This is a genomic window from Nocardiopsis salina YIM 90010 (assembly GCF_000341025.1).
Classification (GTDB): Bacteria; Actinomycetota; Actinomycetes; order Streptosporangiales; family Streptosporangiaceae; genus Nocardiopsis; species Nocardiopsis salina.
In genome coordinates this window covers 14178-27694 of the sequence record NZ_ANBF01000202.1, presented here as the reverse complement: position 1 = coordinate 27694, position 13517 = coordinate 14178, and the positions used below count along the sequence as shown (strand labels likewise).

Sequence of the window (13517 nt, the reverse complement as noted above, 5' to 3'; positions counted from 1 at the left end):
CCCCCCCCCCCGCCGACACGGCGGGTGCAGCATCGGAAAAGAGTCACAGGGGACATGCGGCGGAGGGGGCAGGGCCCGGAGAGTCCGCTGATGATGGGAGCCGGGCACGGGCGGTGCGGTGCACCGGTGCCACCTCGGGTGGCCTGTGGTGGTGGCTGCCTGGTATCGGTCAGCCCGACAGGGGCGGGGTCCCGGCGGCCAGGACGGAGAACCAGGGCAGGTTGCGCAGGATCCAGAAGACGATGACCCCGGCCAGGACGGCGAGCATCGCCCAGGTGGGCACGTGGGGTTCGGGGCGCAGGGGTGGGCCGTTCCTGCGCAGGGTCCCGACGAGCCAGCGTGCGTACACCAACAGGAGGAACGGCAGAACGAGCACGGTGAGGGGGTTCATGCTCACGGCGGCGACGAGGTCCCCGTGGGTGAGCAGGGCCAGGGCGCGGGTGGTTCCGCAGCCGGGGCACTGGAGCCCGGTGAGGAACAGGAACGGGCAGGTGGGGTAGGGGTTGTCGTCCTGCGAGGGGTCGAACAGGTGCAGGACCACAGCGCCGACCAGCCCCAGGACGCCGAGTCCGACCGGCCAGACCCACGGGGGTACGCGGGAGACCAACCGGTCCAGGCGCCCGGGCGGGCGGGTGGGGGCGGGATCTGCTGCGTCCGGTGCGTGTTGTGGCTCCACACGCCCAGGGTAGGGCGTACGGACGCTGCGGAGTTGCGCGGGTGCCGGACGTAGAAGGGCCCCGCTCCCCCTGGGCGGCCAGGGGGAGCGGGGCCACGGAAGCACCGAGCGACGGTGTGGCGGGACCGGCCTACTTGGAGGCGGCGAGCTCGCGGGAGGCCTCCCACTCCTCACGCGTGGGAGGCACGGGGCGGGCCTCCTTGCGGCCGAGGCCGACCTTCTTCATCACACCGGCGATGACGGCGAAGACGACGCTGGCGCCCAGGGCGATCGCGGTCCACAGAACCAGGGCGCCGCCCATCATGATGGCCACGGCGGCCACGGTCCAGGCGACGATCCAGGTCACGGTGAGGAACCAGGCCGAAACGGTGTTCCCGTGGTCGTCGTGGTGTTCTTCAGCGGCCATCGGGCCCCTCCTTCGGTTGGGCCGGCCCGGTGGCCGGCTGTGCGGGTGCTGGGTCGCTCCCGGTGTCGGCGGCGCGTCCGGCGTCCTTCGCGGGCACACCGTCGCCATCGGGGGCTTCAAGGGTTGGATCGTCTCCGGCGTCCAGAGATTTCCACAGGTCGGACGGGGCGGTCGCCTGACTCGGACGCGGCACGGCGACCCGATCGTACCGGTTGCCCATACCTGGCCAGGCAGGGGAACGGAAGGTCGCCACGATCCCGGCCAGGGCCAGGAGCGCGCTCCCGGCGGCGGCGAGGAGCGGCCCCGAGGCCTGGACATCGGGTTCGCCGACCAGCTGCGCGGTCCCGGCCACGTCGGTGGCGTGCGTGGCGACGGTGTCGGCGAGGGCCTGCGTGCGGGTGCTGGTCCACACCGCGACGAGGGCGAGCACTCCCCCCGCGGCGACGGAGGCGCCGATGACACGGCGTGCCCAGCCGCGTGCGGCGTAGAGGCCGGCGATCGACGCGAGTCCGGCCCAGGCGATCCCGCTGGGGACCCCGGTCAGGTCGGACCCGGTGGCCTCGACGGGCACGGCCTGAACGGGGCCCGGTGCTTCGAGCAGGGCGTCGACCCAGACCTGGCCGCCGGACGCCAGCATCATCCCGGCCGCGGCAGCGGTGGCGAGGGCCGTCAGGCCGAACTCGCGGCGCGCGCGTTTGGTCGAGGAGGTCACATCAGCCGCCCGGCGTCGAAGCACGTGTGGTCACCGGTGTGACAGGCCGCCCCGGTCTGGTCGACCTGGACGAGGAGAGTGTCGCCGTCACAGTCCAGTGCAACGGAGACGACCCGCTGGGTGTTCCCCGACGTGGCGCCCTTCACCCAGTACTCGCGGCGACTGCGCGACCAGTAGGTGGCGGCGCCGGTGGTGAGGGTGCGGTGCAGCGCCTCGTCGTCCATCCAGGCGAGCATGAGCACGTCCCCGGTGTCGTGCTGTTGCACGATCGCGGGGACGAGGCCGTTCGCGTCGCGTTCGAGGCGCGCGGCGATGTCCGGGGAGAGGCTGGTGACGCTCATGTTTTCCAGGTTAGGGCCGCTCCTGCGCGAAGCGTCACCGGGTCGGGGATCTCGGGCGCGGAGAACGTGTGGGCGTGGAACCGCTACCGTTGGGCGGTCCGACCACCTGTGCTGTGTCCTGGGAGTGCCGTGTCCGCAGAGTCACTGTCGGCGGAGCTGGCGGGCAAGCCCGCCGCCCTGACCCGTCTGGCCGAGAAATTTCCGCGCTGGGACCCGTATGCGGCGTTGCCTGCGCTGTTGGAGGACGAGCCGGTGCAGGTGCGCCTGGTGGGGACGGGTGCGGCCCGGCACGCGTGTGAGGCCGCCGCGACGCGGTTGCGGCGGGCGGGGATCGGTGCGCACGCGGACTTCTCGTCCTCGGCCGAGCAACCGCCGGCGGGTGAGGAGACCCTGGTGGTGGGCGTGAGCCTGGGCGGCGGGCAGCGGGAGCTGGCCACGGTGCTCGACCGGTACGTGGCGCGTTCACCGGTGATCGTTCTGGCGCCGGACGCGGACACCCCTGTGGCGCGTTACGCGGACCTGTTGGTGCCGTTGCGGACCGGCGATGCGGCCGTGTCGGGCCTGGGGTGCAGTGCGTACCAGCACGCACTGGCGCTGCTGTTGCTGTTGGGACACCGTTTGGGCGCGCCGGTCGGGGGCAGCGGGAACTTCCCGGGGCTGTTGCGGCGTGTGTCCAACGCCACGCAATCGTTGTTGCGAGGTGCTCACGAGTGGCTGCCGGAAGCGGCGCGGTTGTTGCACTCCCTCGACGGACTGAACCTGGTGGCACCGGCCGGTCGCCTGGCGTCGGCGGGCCAAGGGGTGCGGGTGCTGCGCCAGGGTCCGGTGCTGCGGGCCCACGCCGCGGAGACCGGTGAGTGGTCGCACAGCGAGCGCTACCTGGCCGCGGTCACGGACTACCGGGCGGTACTGTTCGCGGGTTCGACCTACGACGAGCGTTTCGCGGAGCACCTGTTGCAATTGCGGGGCTCGTTCGTGGCGGTGGGCCCCACCCCCGGGCGCGAGCGCCTGCCCGGGGCCTCGCTGACAGTACGGTATCCGGGTGACTCGGACGCGGACGTGAGCCTGCTCACCGAGCCGCTGGTCGCGGAGCTGCTGGCCTCCCACTGGTGGCACCACCGCCCCTGACCCGGGCTCTCCCGGCGAGCCCCTGCCATGGTTTCCGGGCCCGCCGGGGACGGCAGGTCAGGCGGAGGAACGCACCCAGGAGGCGTGGAGGTCGGCGTAGACACCGGGTTCGGCGACGAGCTCGGCGTGCGATCCGCTCTGCACGATCTGTCCGGCGTCGAAGACCAGCACCCGGTCGGCGGCCTCGGCGGTGGAGAGCCGGTGCGCGATCGCCACTGACGTGCGCCCGCGGGTGAGCCGGTCCAGGGCTCGCTGGATCCGCATCTCGGTGTGCGGGTCCACGGCGGAGGTGGCCTCGTCCAGCACGAGCAGGTCGGGGTCGGCGATGTAGGCGCGCACGAGCGCGACGAGCTGGCGTTCGCCGGCCGACAGGGACTCCCCGCGCTGTCCGACGGGGGTGTCGAGGCCGTGGGCGAGGCTGTCCAACCATTCGCCGAGCCCGAGCTCGGTGACGGCAGCCTCGAGTTCGGCGTCGCTGCTCTCTGGGCGCGCGAAGCGGATGTTGTCTCCCAGGGAGCTGTCGAACAGGAACCCTTCCTGCGGGACCATGACCACGCGGCGCCGCAGCGACGTGAACGCGACCTCGCGCAGGTCGGCACTGTCGAGTCGCACGGTGCCCTCGTCCGGGTCCATGAGGCGGGTCAGGAGCTTGACGAAGGTGGTCTTGCCGGAGCCGGTCTCCCCCACGACCGCGATCCGGGTCCCGGGCTCGAGCTCCACGTCGATGTGGTCGAGCACGACCGGCCCGTCGGGGTAGGAGTAGGTGACCCCTTCGAAGCCGACGCGCACGGCCCCGCGCGGCAGTACCTTGCCGGCCTCGCCCGGATCAGCGATGTCGGGCGCGGTGTCGAGCACACCGAGCACGCGCCGCCACCCGGCGATGGCGTTCTGGGCCTCGTTGAAGATCTCGGTGGCCATCATCATGGGCTGCACGAACAGCGTCATGAGGAACAGGAAAGCGATGAGCTGCCCGGCGGTGATCCCTCCGTCGATGCCGATCCACACCCCGACCAGCACGACCGCGGTGTTGCCCAGGGCGGCGACCATCTCCGCGAAGGGTGAGACGGCCATGGACAGCCTCTGCGCCTTGACCTGCGCCGCGCGGGTGGCGAGCACGCTGTCGTCGATGCGCTGGGCTGTGCGGCGTTCGGTGCCGTGGGCGCGGATGACGGCGGCACCCATGACGGTCTCGCCGACGGCGCCGAGCATGTCGCCGGTGCGTTCGCGCACGTTCAGGTAGGCCTTGGACAGCAGCTTCTGCAGCCAGCGCACGCCGAACAGCAGCGGCAGGAAGCAGATCCAGACCACGAGGGTCAGCTGCCAGGAGTAGACCGCCATGAGGGTGGTGGCGATGATGAGTTGGCCGCCGCTGACGATGAGCAGCAGACCGCCCCACTGCATGAACATCGAGATCTGGTCGACGTCGGCGGTCACTCGCGAGACCAGGGCGCCCTTGCGTTCGCTGTTCTGGGTGAGCACGGACAGGTCGTGCACGTGCCGGAAGGCCTTGCGGCGCAGCGTGGCAAGCCCGGACTCGGTGGCCCGGTACAGGCGCAGGTTCATCAGGTACGAACAGACCATCGTGATCACGAGCAGGGCGGCGCACGCGCCGACCATGCGGGTGACGAAGCCCAGGTCGGGGCCGCCGGGTCCGGCGAGCCCGTTGTCGATGATCTGTTGCACGGCGATGGGCACGACGACCTTGCCCACCGTGGCGACGGCGGCGAAGACCAGGGTGAGCCACAGCCCCTTGGTGAACTCCGGGGAGAGCCTGATGCCGCGTTTGATGGTGCCCAGGGCCCCGTCGCGGCTGCGGGTGAGGCCGACGGACCGGTCGGTGGCACCCCCGGGTCGCGGTGTGGCGCCTGCGGCGGTGCGTTCGTCGTCGCGGGACCGGGTGGGCGCGCTCATCGGTCGTCCTCCTCGCGGGCTCGGCCGCCGCGCGGGGCGGTGTTCGGTGTGGGATCGGCCGGTCCGGGTTCCTCGGGCAAGGGTTCGTGTTCGCCCTCGCCGGCGCGCTCGTAGGCGGTGACCAGGCGGGCGTAACCGGGTGAGGTGCGCAGGAGGTCACTGTGGGTGCCGCGTCCGCGAACCCTTCCGCCCTCCATGTAGACGACCTCGTCGGCGAGCTCGATGGTGGCGCGTCGGTAGGCGACCACCAGGACGGTCGCGGCGTCGTCGCGTTCACGGAGCCCGGCGAGGATCTGCGCCTCGACCTGCGGGTCCACGGCAGAGGTGGCGTCGTCCATGATGAGCAGGCGCGGGCGGCGCACGACGGCGCGGGCCAGAGCGAGGCGCTGGCGTTGGCCGCCGGAGAGCGAGGTGCCCTTCTCACCCAGGCGGGCGTCGAGGCCGCCGTCGAGCTCGGCGATGAACCCGTCGGCTCGTGCCAGGCGCAGGGCGGCCCAGACCTGTTCGTCGTCGATTCCGGCGGCGCCGAGGGTGATGTTGTCGCGGACAGTGTCCTCGAAGACGAACGTGCCCTGAGGAACGAGGGCGGCGTGGGTGGGGATCTGGTCGCGGGCCAGGTCGCGCACGTCGGTCCCGTCGTAGGAGACGGTGCCGTTGTCGGGGTCGACCAGTCGCATGAGCACCGTGGTCAGGGTGGATTTTCCGGATCCGGTGGGTCCGACAACTGCGACGGTGCGGCCGGGGCCGATGTCGAGGTCGAACCCGTCGAGGACGGTGGTGCGGGCCTCGGGTGTGCCGTCGTCCATGAGGTCGCGGTGGTCGGAGTCGTAGGAGTCCGAGTAGGTGAAGGTCACATCGCGCACGGCGAGGCCGATCCCGGCGGGGCCTTGGTCGAGGGTGCGGTCGCCGTACTCCATGGCGCCCTCGGAGCGCAGGACCGACTGCACGCGGTCCCAGCCCACGACGCTGCGGGGCAGGTCGCCCAGGAGCCAGCCGAAGGAACGGATGGGCAGGGTGAGCAGGGTGAACAGGAACGCGATCTGTACAAGGTCGCCGGGTTCGATGGCGCCGGTGCTCAGGCGCCACATGCCGATGAGCAGGACCGCGAGCACGCCGAGGTTGGGCAGTACCTCCATGAAGGGGTCGAACATCGAGCGCAGGCGGCCGACACGGATGAGCGCGTCGCGCAGGCGGTGGGTGGCGTCGGTGAAGCGTTCGGTCTCGGTGTCCTCACGGCCGAGGGTCTTGACGACGAGGGCGCCGTCGAAGGACTCGTGGGCCACCCCGCTGACCTCGGCGCGCAGGGCCTGGGCGTGGGAGGCCAGGGGTGAGACGCGACGTTGGAAGGCGACGTTGGCTGCGGCCAGGACGGGGAAGACGACGAAGGCGACGAGGGCGAGGACGGGGTCGGTGACGATCATGGCCACGGCGGAGATGGCCAGCATGAAGATGCTGCCCACGACCATGGGCAGGGGCGCCAGGGGCTGCCAGGTGGCCTCGACGTCGGCGTTGGCGTTGGAGAGCAGTTGTCCGGTGGGGTGGCGGTGGTGCCAGGACAACGGGAGTTCGAGGTACTTGCAGGCGACGGAGCGCCGGTAGCGGGCCTGCATGCGGAACTGCATGAGTCCGGCGAGGAGGCGGCGGATCGCGAGTCCGATGGCCTTGCCGAGGCCGACCGCCATGAGCAGGGCCGCGGCGGCCAGGAGGGCGGCCGCCGTGGTGGAGCCCTGGGCGAAGGCGGGCAGGATCGTGTGGTCGGTGATGTGGCCGAGCACGGAGGCGGAACCGACGTTGACGGCCGAGTGCAGCATGGCCCCGAAGACGGCGAGGCCGAAGATCCAGGGTTCGGCCCGCACGGCGTGCCCGATGACCCGCATGCCTCTGCTGAAGACGCCCCGGTGGGTACCGTCGCTGCTCCGCGTGCGGGCGGCGGTGGGCGTGCCGTCCTCCCCGGGTGGAGCGGCCCCTCCCGCGGGTGCGGTGCGGGTCGTGGTCGTGCCCCGGGCCATGCGCCCCCCGTTCTGCGCGCTGTGTGACGGCCCGTTCGGGCCCGGACAGCCGCACTCCGTGCCTGGCCGGGTGTGGGAGGCACGGAGTCGGCGTGATCCGGTGCCGAGTATGTCCGTCGGCACCGACAAGGTTCCACCGGTTTGTTTCAGCACCGTGAATGTCGGGCCTATTCCGGTTCCCGGGGCCGTGCGGATGGAGCCCGGGGGGCGCGTGCACCCGGGGGCACACCCGGCCGACAGTGGGGCTCCGGCCACGAGAGAGCCCGGACCGCGTGGGTCCGGGCCGTGGGAGCCGCCGGTGGGGCGCGGTGCACTGCGCCCCGGTACGGTCGGGTCAGCGGTCGTAGTCGTCGTAGGTGACCAGTGCCCGCCAGGTGATCGGGCCGACGATGCCGTCGGCGGCGATTTCGAAGTGCTCCTGCGCCTCGGTGACGGCGCCCTCGGTGATGTCGCGGTACTCACCGTCGACCTCGTGGTGGACGTAGAACTTGGCGTTGAGCATGAACTGGATCGCCTTGACGGCGTCACCGCTGCTGCCCAGACCCCACTCGCCGAAGACCCCGTCGCTGAGCGCGGTCCAGGTGTCCTGGTCGAGCCTGCCGTTGTCCTCCAGACCCCGGCTGTTCTGGAAGGCCGAGACCGCGGCCTCGGTCTTCGCGTCGAACTCGCTGGGTGAGTCCTCGTTCAGGTGCGGGTCGAACCCGATCTCCTGGAGCAGGTACTTGGCGGCGGCGATGTCGGGGTGCTGGTCCCCGAGCCCGTATTCGGGCCAGTCCTGGGCCTCGATGCCGGCGATCACGTCGTCGGAGGTGTTCTCGAGGTCCTCCGCCGAGGCACTGGAGCTCAGTGCCACGGTGGCCATCAGGGCGAGCGCCCCCGTCATCACCAGCGCCATGAGGCGCCCGAGTGCGGTCCTGACTGTCGCGTGCATGGAGGGTTCTCCTTCCCCCGTCGGTTTCCCTCTTGCACGTGTGTGATGCGGGGGTGGCTCCACCCGTTGACAAATCCGGCCCCAATGCCTCCAAAAGGACACAAGTGCATGTCTGCAGAGGTTTTCTGCGGGTGCCGTGTGAACCCACCGGGGGTCTGGCGCGTGGCCCCTTCCTGCGCACACACGACGGCGCCCGGGCCGCGTGGGCCGGGGCGCCGTGTGTGTGGCGAGGCTGCGTCAGGGGCTCGGCGTCAGGGGCGGTTCGCGCAGTCGTACTGGGCGGCGGCCGCCTCGGCGTCGCGCAGGAAGCCGGCCGGGGCCCGGTCGGGGACCTCGGCCTCGGCGACGGCGCGCGCGGCGTCCTCGTCCCAGTCCTGGTCGGTGATGAGCGCCCGCCAGGTGAGCCGGCCGACGAAGCCGTCGGGCTCGAGGCCGTAGTGCTCCTGGGCGTCGCAGACCGCGTAGAAGGTCTCCTCGCCGTACCAGCCGTCGTTGTCGATGTCGGCGCCGTGCTTGGTCATCAGCAGTTCCTGGATACCGAGTACACCCCACGTGCGGCCGTTGTCGGGGCCGTCACCGGGCAGGTACTCGCTGCCGTAGGTCTGCTCGCGCAGCAGCAGCCAGGTCTCGTCGTCGAGGTCGCCGGTCTGCGGGAGGTACTGCTCGTTGTCGGCCTGGTAGGCGTCGACCTGCTCCTGCAGGGGCTCGCCGAACTCCGAGGTCTCCTCCGTGCTCTCGTACCCGTTCTGGCCGAGCGCCCGGTAGGCGGCGCGGATGTCGGGGTCGATCTCACCCTGCTCGTAGAAGGGCCAGGGCTGCGCCTCGATCTGCGCGATGACCTGGGCCGAGGAGTGCTCGAGGTCGTCGGCCCCGGCGGTCGGCGCCGTGGCGACGGAAGCGGTGAAGGCCATGAGCCCGGCTCCGGCGACTGCGACGGTCCTACCTAGGAACCCGATGTGCGTGCGTGCGGACATAGCGGGAGATCTCCCAGTCGTTGGGTGGGCAAGACAGTGATCACCCTCACACGAATCACAACTGGATCAACGCAACGCCACGGCCCACTTACGCAAAGTCATGATCCGGTATCGCCCGAAAGGACCGGAGCATCAGCTCTTGTCCTCCGGACGACCGGGCAGGCCTCCGTCAGCGCACCGGATACCCGGCCTCTCGCAGGCTGTCCTTGACCTCGCCGATGGTGAACTCGCCGAAGTGGAAGACCGTGGCCGCCAGCAACGCGTCGGCACCCGCCTCGACCGCGGGAAGGAAGTGCTCGACCCTTCCGGCCCCGCCCGAGGCGATGATGGGCACCTCGACCTTCGCACGCACCGCACGGATCAGTTCCAGGTCGAACCCGGCCTTGGTCCCGTCGGCGTCCATGGAGTTGAGCAGGATCTCCCCCGCCCCCAGGCGCGCGGCCTCGGCGCACCACTCCAGGGCGTCGATCCCTGTGCCTCTGCGCCCGCCGTGGGTGGTGACCTCGAACCCGCTCGGGGTGGGCTCACCCCCTTCGGGGACCCGGCGCACGTCGGCCGAGAGCACCAGGACCTGCCGACCGAAGCGCTCGGCGATCTCCTCGATGAGCGCGGGGCGGGAGATCGCGGCCGTGTTGACGCCCACCTTGTCGGCGCCGGCCCGCAGAAGACGGTCGACGTCCTCGGCGGTGCGCACTCCCCCGCCCACGGTGAGCGGGATGAAGACCTGGTCCGCCGTGCGCCGCACGACGTCGTAGGTGGTCTCGCGGTCGCCGCTGGAGGCCGTCACGTCCAGGAAGGTCAGCTCGTCGGCTCCGCCGCCGTCGTAGATCCCGGCCAGCTCGACCGGGTCCCCGGCGTCTCGCAGGTTCTCGAAGTTGACTCCCTTGACCACCCGCCCGGCATCCACGTCGAGGCAGGGGATGACCCGGATCGCCAGGCTCATCGCTTCACCTCCTCGACCAGGGCGAGCGCGTCCTCCAGGGTGAAAGCGCCCTCGTACAGCGCGGTGCCCATGATGGCGCCCTCGACGCCCTCGGGGACCAGGCCGGCGATGGCNCCCCCCGCCGCTGGCCACGACCGGCTTGTCGGTGTTCTCGCAGACGGTACGCAGCAGTTCCAGGTTGGGGCCCTTGAGGGTGCCGTCCTTGTTGACGTCGGTGACCACGTACCGCTGGCAGCCCTGCTCCTCCAGGCGGGCCAGGGTCTCGAAGAGGTCGCCGCCGTCGCGGGTCCAGCCGCGCGCGGCGAGGGTGGTGCCGCGCACGTCGAGGCCGATGGCGACCTGGTCGCCGTGCTCGGCGATGATCTTGGCGCACCACTCGGGGTTCTCGAGCGCGGCGGTGCCGATGTTGACGCGCTCGCAGCCGGTGGCCAGCGCCGCGGCCAGGGAGTCGTCGTCACGGATCCCTCCCGACATCTCGACCTTGGCGTCGAGGCGGCCCACGATGTCGCGGAGCAGGTCGCGGTTGTGGCCGCGGCCGAAGGCGGCGTCCAGGTCGACCAGGTGGATCCACTCGGCTCCGGCCTCCTGCCAGGCGTTCGCGGCGGCGTAGGGGTCGCCGTACTGGCCGCCGGAGCCGGCCTTGCCTTGGACAAGCTGGACGGCCTGGCCTCCGGAGACGTCCACGGCGGGCAGGAGTTCGAGTGCGGGGGCGGTGGTGCCGGACATGGGACCTTCTCGTGGCTCGGTTCGCGGTCGGTTTCGGTCGGGGCGGCCCGGTTCAGGGCAGGGACGCCACCCAGTTGGACAGCAGGCGGGCGCCGGCGTCCCCGGACTTCTCGGGGTGGAACTGCGTGGCACTGAGCGGGCCGTTCTCGACGGCGGCCACGAAGGGCTCCCCGTGTTCGGCCCAGACGACCTTCGGTGCGGGCACACGCGGGTTGAGCGGCACCATGTCCCAGGTGCGCACCGCGTAGGAGTGCACGAAGTAGAAGCGCTCACCGTCGTCGATGCCTTCGAAGAGGACGCTGTCGGAGGGTGCCTTCACGCTGTTCCAGCCCATGTGCGGAAGGACCGGCGCGCGCAGGCGCTCGACCGTGCCGGGCCACTCGCCGCAGCCCTCGGTGGCGCGGTCCTCCTCCAGCGGGTCGGGCTGTTCCACACCGCGGTCGAAGAGCACCTGCATGCCCACGCAGATGCCGAGGACGGGGCGGCCGCCGGCCACCCGGCGGCCGATGATGCGGTCGCCTCCGGCCTCCCGCAGGCTGGCCATGCAGGCGCTGAAGGAGCCGACGCCGGGCACGACCAGGCCGTCGGCCTCCAGGGCCCGGTCGGGGTCGGAGGTGACGGTGACCTCGGCCCCGGTACGCTCCATGGCCCGTTGGGCCGAGCGCAGGTTCCCGGATCCGTAGTCGAGGACGACCACTCGAGAGGTCATCGGGTTCCTTTCCCTGAAACAAGCGGTGTCTGATGCTGCATCGACCCCTGCGGGGCCGGTTCCGGGCACCGGCCCCGACCCGCGGGCCGGATCGGAACGAGGCCCGAGGACAGAGCTAGAAGTAGCCGAGACGGGCGGCGCCGGCGAGAGCTGCCATGAGCACGCACGCGCCGATCATGGCCGCCAGGACCCGGTTGAACTTCCACGTGGCGTAGGCGCCTCCTGCGAGGAAGCCGGCGAGCACCACGAGGGCGATGCCCCACAGGTCGGTGTCCATCTACAGGACGCCCTTCGTGGACGGGACCCCGCTCACGCGCGGGTCGTCCTCGGTGGCGGTGCGCAGGGCGCGGGCCAGGGCCTTGAACTGGGCCTCGACGATGTGGTGGGCGTTGCGGCCGTAGGGAACGTGGATGTGCAGGGCGACCCGGGCCTGGGCGACGAAGGACTCGAAGATGTGCCGGGTCATGGTGGTGTCGTAGTCGCGGCCGATGACCGGGGCCATGCCCTCGGGCTCACTGTGCACGAGGTAGGGACGGCCGGAGACGTCGACGGTGACCTCGGCGAGGGCCTCGTCGAGCGGCACCTTGGCGTCGGCGAATCGGCGGATGCCGGCTCGGTCGCCGAGGGCCTCGCGGAAGGCCGCGCCCAGCGCCAGGGAGGTGTCCTCCATGGTGTGGTGGGAGTCGATGTGCAGGTCGCCGTCGGTACGCACGGTCAGGTCGAACAGGCCGTGCTTGGCGAGCTGGTCGAGCATGTGGTCGAAGAACCCGACGCCGGTGGAGACGTCGCTGACGCCGGTGCCGTCGAGGTCGACCTCGACCAGGACCTTCGTTTCCTTGGTGGTGCGTTCCACGCGTCCGGTGCGGCTCATGGTGTGCTTCCCTCGGTGGTGGTGTGGGGCCGGGCGGTTCAGCGGCGGCCGGTGGCGCGCAGCAGGGCGGCGCGGAAGGCGGCGGTCTCCTGGGCGGTGCCCACGGTCACACGCAGCCAGCCGTCGGGACCGGTCTCGCGGATGAGGACCTGCTGTTCGAGGAGGGCCTGCCACACCTGGTGGCGGTCCTCGAAGCGGCCGAACATGACGAAGTTGGCATCGGAGTCGGCGACGCTGAAGCCCTCTCCGCGCAGCCAGTCGACCAGGGCATCGCGTTCGGCGCGCAGGTCGGCCACGGCCCCGAGGAGTTCGTCGGCGTGGGCGAGTGCCGTGACGGCCACGGCCTGGGTCACGGCCGACAGGTGGTAGGGCAGGCGGACCAGCTGGAGCGCGTCGACCACGGCGGGGTGGGCGGCCAGGTAGCCGACGCGGGCACCGGCGAGCGCGAAGGCCTTGGACATGGTGCGCGAGACGATCACGCGCGGGTGTTGGTCCAACAGCGTCAGGGCGCTGGGTGTTCCCTCGCGGCGGAACTCGGCGTAGGCCTCGTCGACGACCACGACGCCGGGGGCCGCCTCGGCGATGCGGCGCACGTCGTCCAGGTCGAGTGCGGTGCCGGTGGGGTTGTTGGGCGAGGTCAGGAACACGACGCTGGGGCGGTGCTCGGCGATCGCCTCCAGGGCGGTGTCCACGTCGATACCGAAGTCGTCACCGCGCGGGACGGACACCCATTCGGTGTTGGTGCCGCGGGTGATGATCGGGTGCATCGAGTAGGAGGGTTCGAAACCCAGGGCGACGCGCCCGGGCCCGCCGAAGGCCTGCAGGAGCTGCTGAAGGATCTCGTTGGAACCGTTGGCGGCCCACACCTGCTCGGTGGTGATGCCGTGGCCGATGTAGTCGGCCAGGGCGCTGCGCAGGGCCGTGGCGTCGCGGTCCGGATAGCGGTTGAGCGACAGGGCCGACTCGGAGACGGCGTCGGCGAGGGCCTTGGCCAGTTCCGGGGAGGGCGCGTGCGGGTTCTCGTTGGTGTTGAGGACCACGGGAACGTCGAGCTGCGGGGCCCCGTAGGGCGAACTCCCACGCAGGTCGTCGCGGAGCGGCAGGTCGTTCAGGGTGAAGCTCACGGGTTCACGCTCATGGGTGTCGTGGACTGCGGGGCGGTACGGTGCCGCCCCGCGGT

Annotated in this window: 14 protein-coding genes and 1 pseudogene; 1 reads left to right on the top strand and 14 read right to left on the bottom strand. The window is 71.3% G+C overall.

From position 1 onward, the window contains the following. Positions 1-169: 169 nt before the first annotated feature. The 4 genes from D474_RS0123195 to hisI form a co-directional block, all read right to left on the bottom strand. Positions 170-676 carry a DUF2752 domain-containing protein gene (locus D474_RS0123195; protein WP_026118735.1) on the bottom strand — a complete coding sequence of 169 codons (507 nt, stop codon included), beginning with the start codon at positions 674-676 and terminating at the stop codon, positions 170-172. A gap of 130 nt (positions 677-806) precedes the next feature. Next, the gene (locus D474_RS0123190) at positions 807-1082 is read right to left on the bottom strand and encodes an HGxxPAAW family protein (protein WP_017615870.1); all 276 of its coding nucleotides are present in this window, start codon (positions 1080-1082) and stop codon (positions 807-809) included. Next, positions 1072-1794 carry a Trp biosynthesis-associated membrane protein gene (locus tag D474_RS0123185; protein WP_017615869.1) on the bottom strand — a complete coding sequence of 241 codons (723 nt, stop codon included), beginning with the start codon at positions 1792-1794 and terminating at the stop codon, positions 1072-1074. The genes D474_RS0123190 and D474_RS0123185 overlap by 11 nt, the downstream gene beginning before the upstream one ends. Further along, a complete protein-coding gene (gene hisI / locus D474_RS0123180) occupies positions 1791-2135 on the bottom strand; it encodes a phosphoribosyl-AMP cyclohydrolase (RefSeq protein ID WP_017615868.1) in 345 nt (114 codons plus the stop codon). The genes D474_RS0123185 and hisI overlap by 4 nt, the downstream gene beginning before the upstream one ends. Positions 2136-2264: 129 nt before the next feature. On the opposite strand from hisI, the gene D474_RS0123175 reads away from it, so the two are divergent. Next, positions 2265-3263 (top strand): SIS domain-containing protein, encoded by a 999-nt coding sequence (locus D474_RS0123175; protein WP_017615867.1) that lies wholly within the window; start codon positions 2265-2267, stop codon positions 3261-3263. Between the two features lie 57 nt (positions 3264-3320). Here D474_RS0123175 and D474_RS0123170 read toward each other — a convergent pair whose 3' ends face one another. From D474_RS0123170 to D474_RS0123130, 10 genes and pseudogenes are all read right to left on the bottom strand, one after another. After that, complete coding sequence (locus tag D474_RS0123170; protein WP_017615866.1) at positions 3321-5174, bottom strand: ABC transporter ATP-binding protein; 1854 nt, start codon at positions 5172-5174, stop codon at positions 3321-3323. Continuing rightward, positions 5171-7183: an ABC transporter ATP-binding protein gene (locus D474_RS0123165; protein WP_017615865.1), complete on the bottom strand. Its 2013-nt coding sequence runs from the start codon at positions 7181-7183 to the stop codon at positions 5171-5173. Before D474_RS0123165 ends, D474_RS0123170 begins: the two co-directional genes overlap by 4 nt. A gap of 334 nt (positions 7184-7517) precedes the next feature. After that, positions 7518-8114 (bottom strand): peptidoglycan-binding domain-containing protein, encoded by a 597-nt coding sequence (locus tag D474_RS0123160; RefSeq protein ID WP_017615864.1) that lies wholly within the window; start codon positions 8112-8114, stop codon positions 7518-7520. Between the two features lie 251 nt (positions 8115-8365). Further along, complete coding sequence (locus D474_RS0123155; protein WP_026118733.1) at positions 8366-9088, bottom strand: peptidoglycan-binding domain-containing protein; 723 nt, start codon at positions 9086-9088, stop codon at positions 8366-8368. Between the two features lie 169 nt (positions 9089-9257). Continuing rightward, the gene (gene hisF / locus D474_RS0123150) at positions 9258-10031 is read right to left on the bottom strand and encodes an imidazole glycerol phosphate synthase subunit HisF (protein ID WP_026118732.1); all 774 of its coding nucleotides are present in this window, start codon (positions 10029-10031) and stop codon (positions 9258-9260) included. Beyond that, positions 10028-10757, bottom strand: a pseudogene (priA, locus tag D474_RS31310) (bifunctional 1-(5-phosphoribosyl)-5-((5-phosphoribosylamino)methylideneamino)imidazole-4-carboxamide isomerase/phosphoribosylanthranilate isomerase PriA). The gene hisF and the pseudogene priA overlap by 4 nt, the downstream one beginning before the upstream one ends. Before the next feature lie 52 nt (positions 10758-10809). After that, positions 10810-11466, bottom strand: a complete 657-nt coding sequence (hisH, locus tag D474_RS0123145) for an imidazole glycerol phosphate synthase subunit HisH (RefSeq protein WP_040704283.1) — start codon at positions 11464-11466, stop codon at positions 10810-10812. A 115-nt stretch (positions 11467-11581) separates the two neighbouring features. Then, positions 11582-11743: a hypothetical protein gene (locus D474_RS32860; RefSeq protein WP_017615860.1), complete on the bottom strand. Its 162-nt coding sequence runs from the start codon at positions 11741-11743 to the stop codon at positions 11582-11584. Beyond that, positions 11744-12337: an imidazoleglycerol-phosphate dehydratase HisB gene (gene hisB, locus D474_RS0123135; RefSeq protein ID WP_017615859.1), complete on the bottom strand. Its 594-nt coding sequence runs from the start codon at positions 12335-12337 to the stop codon at positions 11744-11746. A gap of 38 nt (positions 12338-12375) precedes the next feature. Then, positions 12376-13461 carry a histidinol-phosphate transaminase gene (locus D474_RS0123130; protein ID WP_017615858.1) on the bottom strand — a complete coding sequence of 362 codons (1086 nt, stop codon included), beginning with the start codon at positions 13459-13461 and terminating at the stop codon, positions 12376-12378. Positions 13462-13517 lie beyond the last annotated feature (56 nt).

Bases quoted from the DNA above. Each gene is read 5' to 3' on its own strand.
- D474_RS0123160 (WP_017615864.1), bottom strand. From the start codon at position 8,114: ATGCACGCGACAGTCAGGACCGCACTCGGGCGCCTCATGGCGCTGGTG.
- D474_RS0123165 (WP_017615865.1), bottom strand. From the start codon at position 7,183: ATGGCCCGGGGCACGACCACGACCCGCACCGCACCCGCGGGAGGGGCC.
- D474_RS0123190 (WP_017615870.1), bottom strand. From the start codon at position 1,082: ATGGCCGCTGAAGAACACCACGACGACCACGGGAACACCGTTTCGGCC.
- hisI (WP_017615868.1), bottom strand. From the start codon at position 2,135: ATGAGCGTCACCAGCCTCTCCCCGGACATCGCCGCGCGCCTCGAACGC.
- D474_RS32860 (WP_017615860.1), bottom strand. From the start codon at position 11,743: ATGGACACCGACCTGTGGGGCATCGCCCTCGTGGTGCTCGCCGGCTTC.
- hisH (WP_040704283.1), bottom strand. From the start codon at position 11,466: ATGACCTCTCGAGTGGTCGTCCTCGACTACGGATCCGGGAACCTGCGC.
- D474_RS0123170 (WP_017615866.1), bottom strand. From the start codon at position 5,174: ATGAGCGCGCCCACCCGGTCCCGCGACGACGAACGCACCGCCGCAGGC.
- hisF (WP_026118732.1), bottom strand. From the start codon at position 10,031: ATGAGCCTGGCGATCCGGGTCATCCCCTGCCTCGACGTGGATGCCGGG.
- hisB (WP_017615859.1), bottom strand. From the start codon at position 12,337: ATGAGCCGCACCGGACGCGTGGAACGCACCACCAAGGAAACGAAGGTC.
- D474_RS0123155 (WP_026118733.1), bottom strand. From the start codon at position 9,088: ATGTCCGCACGCACGCACATCGGGTTCCTAGGTAGGACCGTCGCAGTC.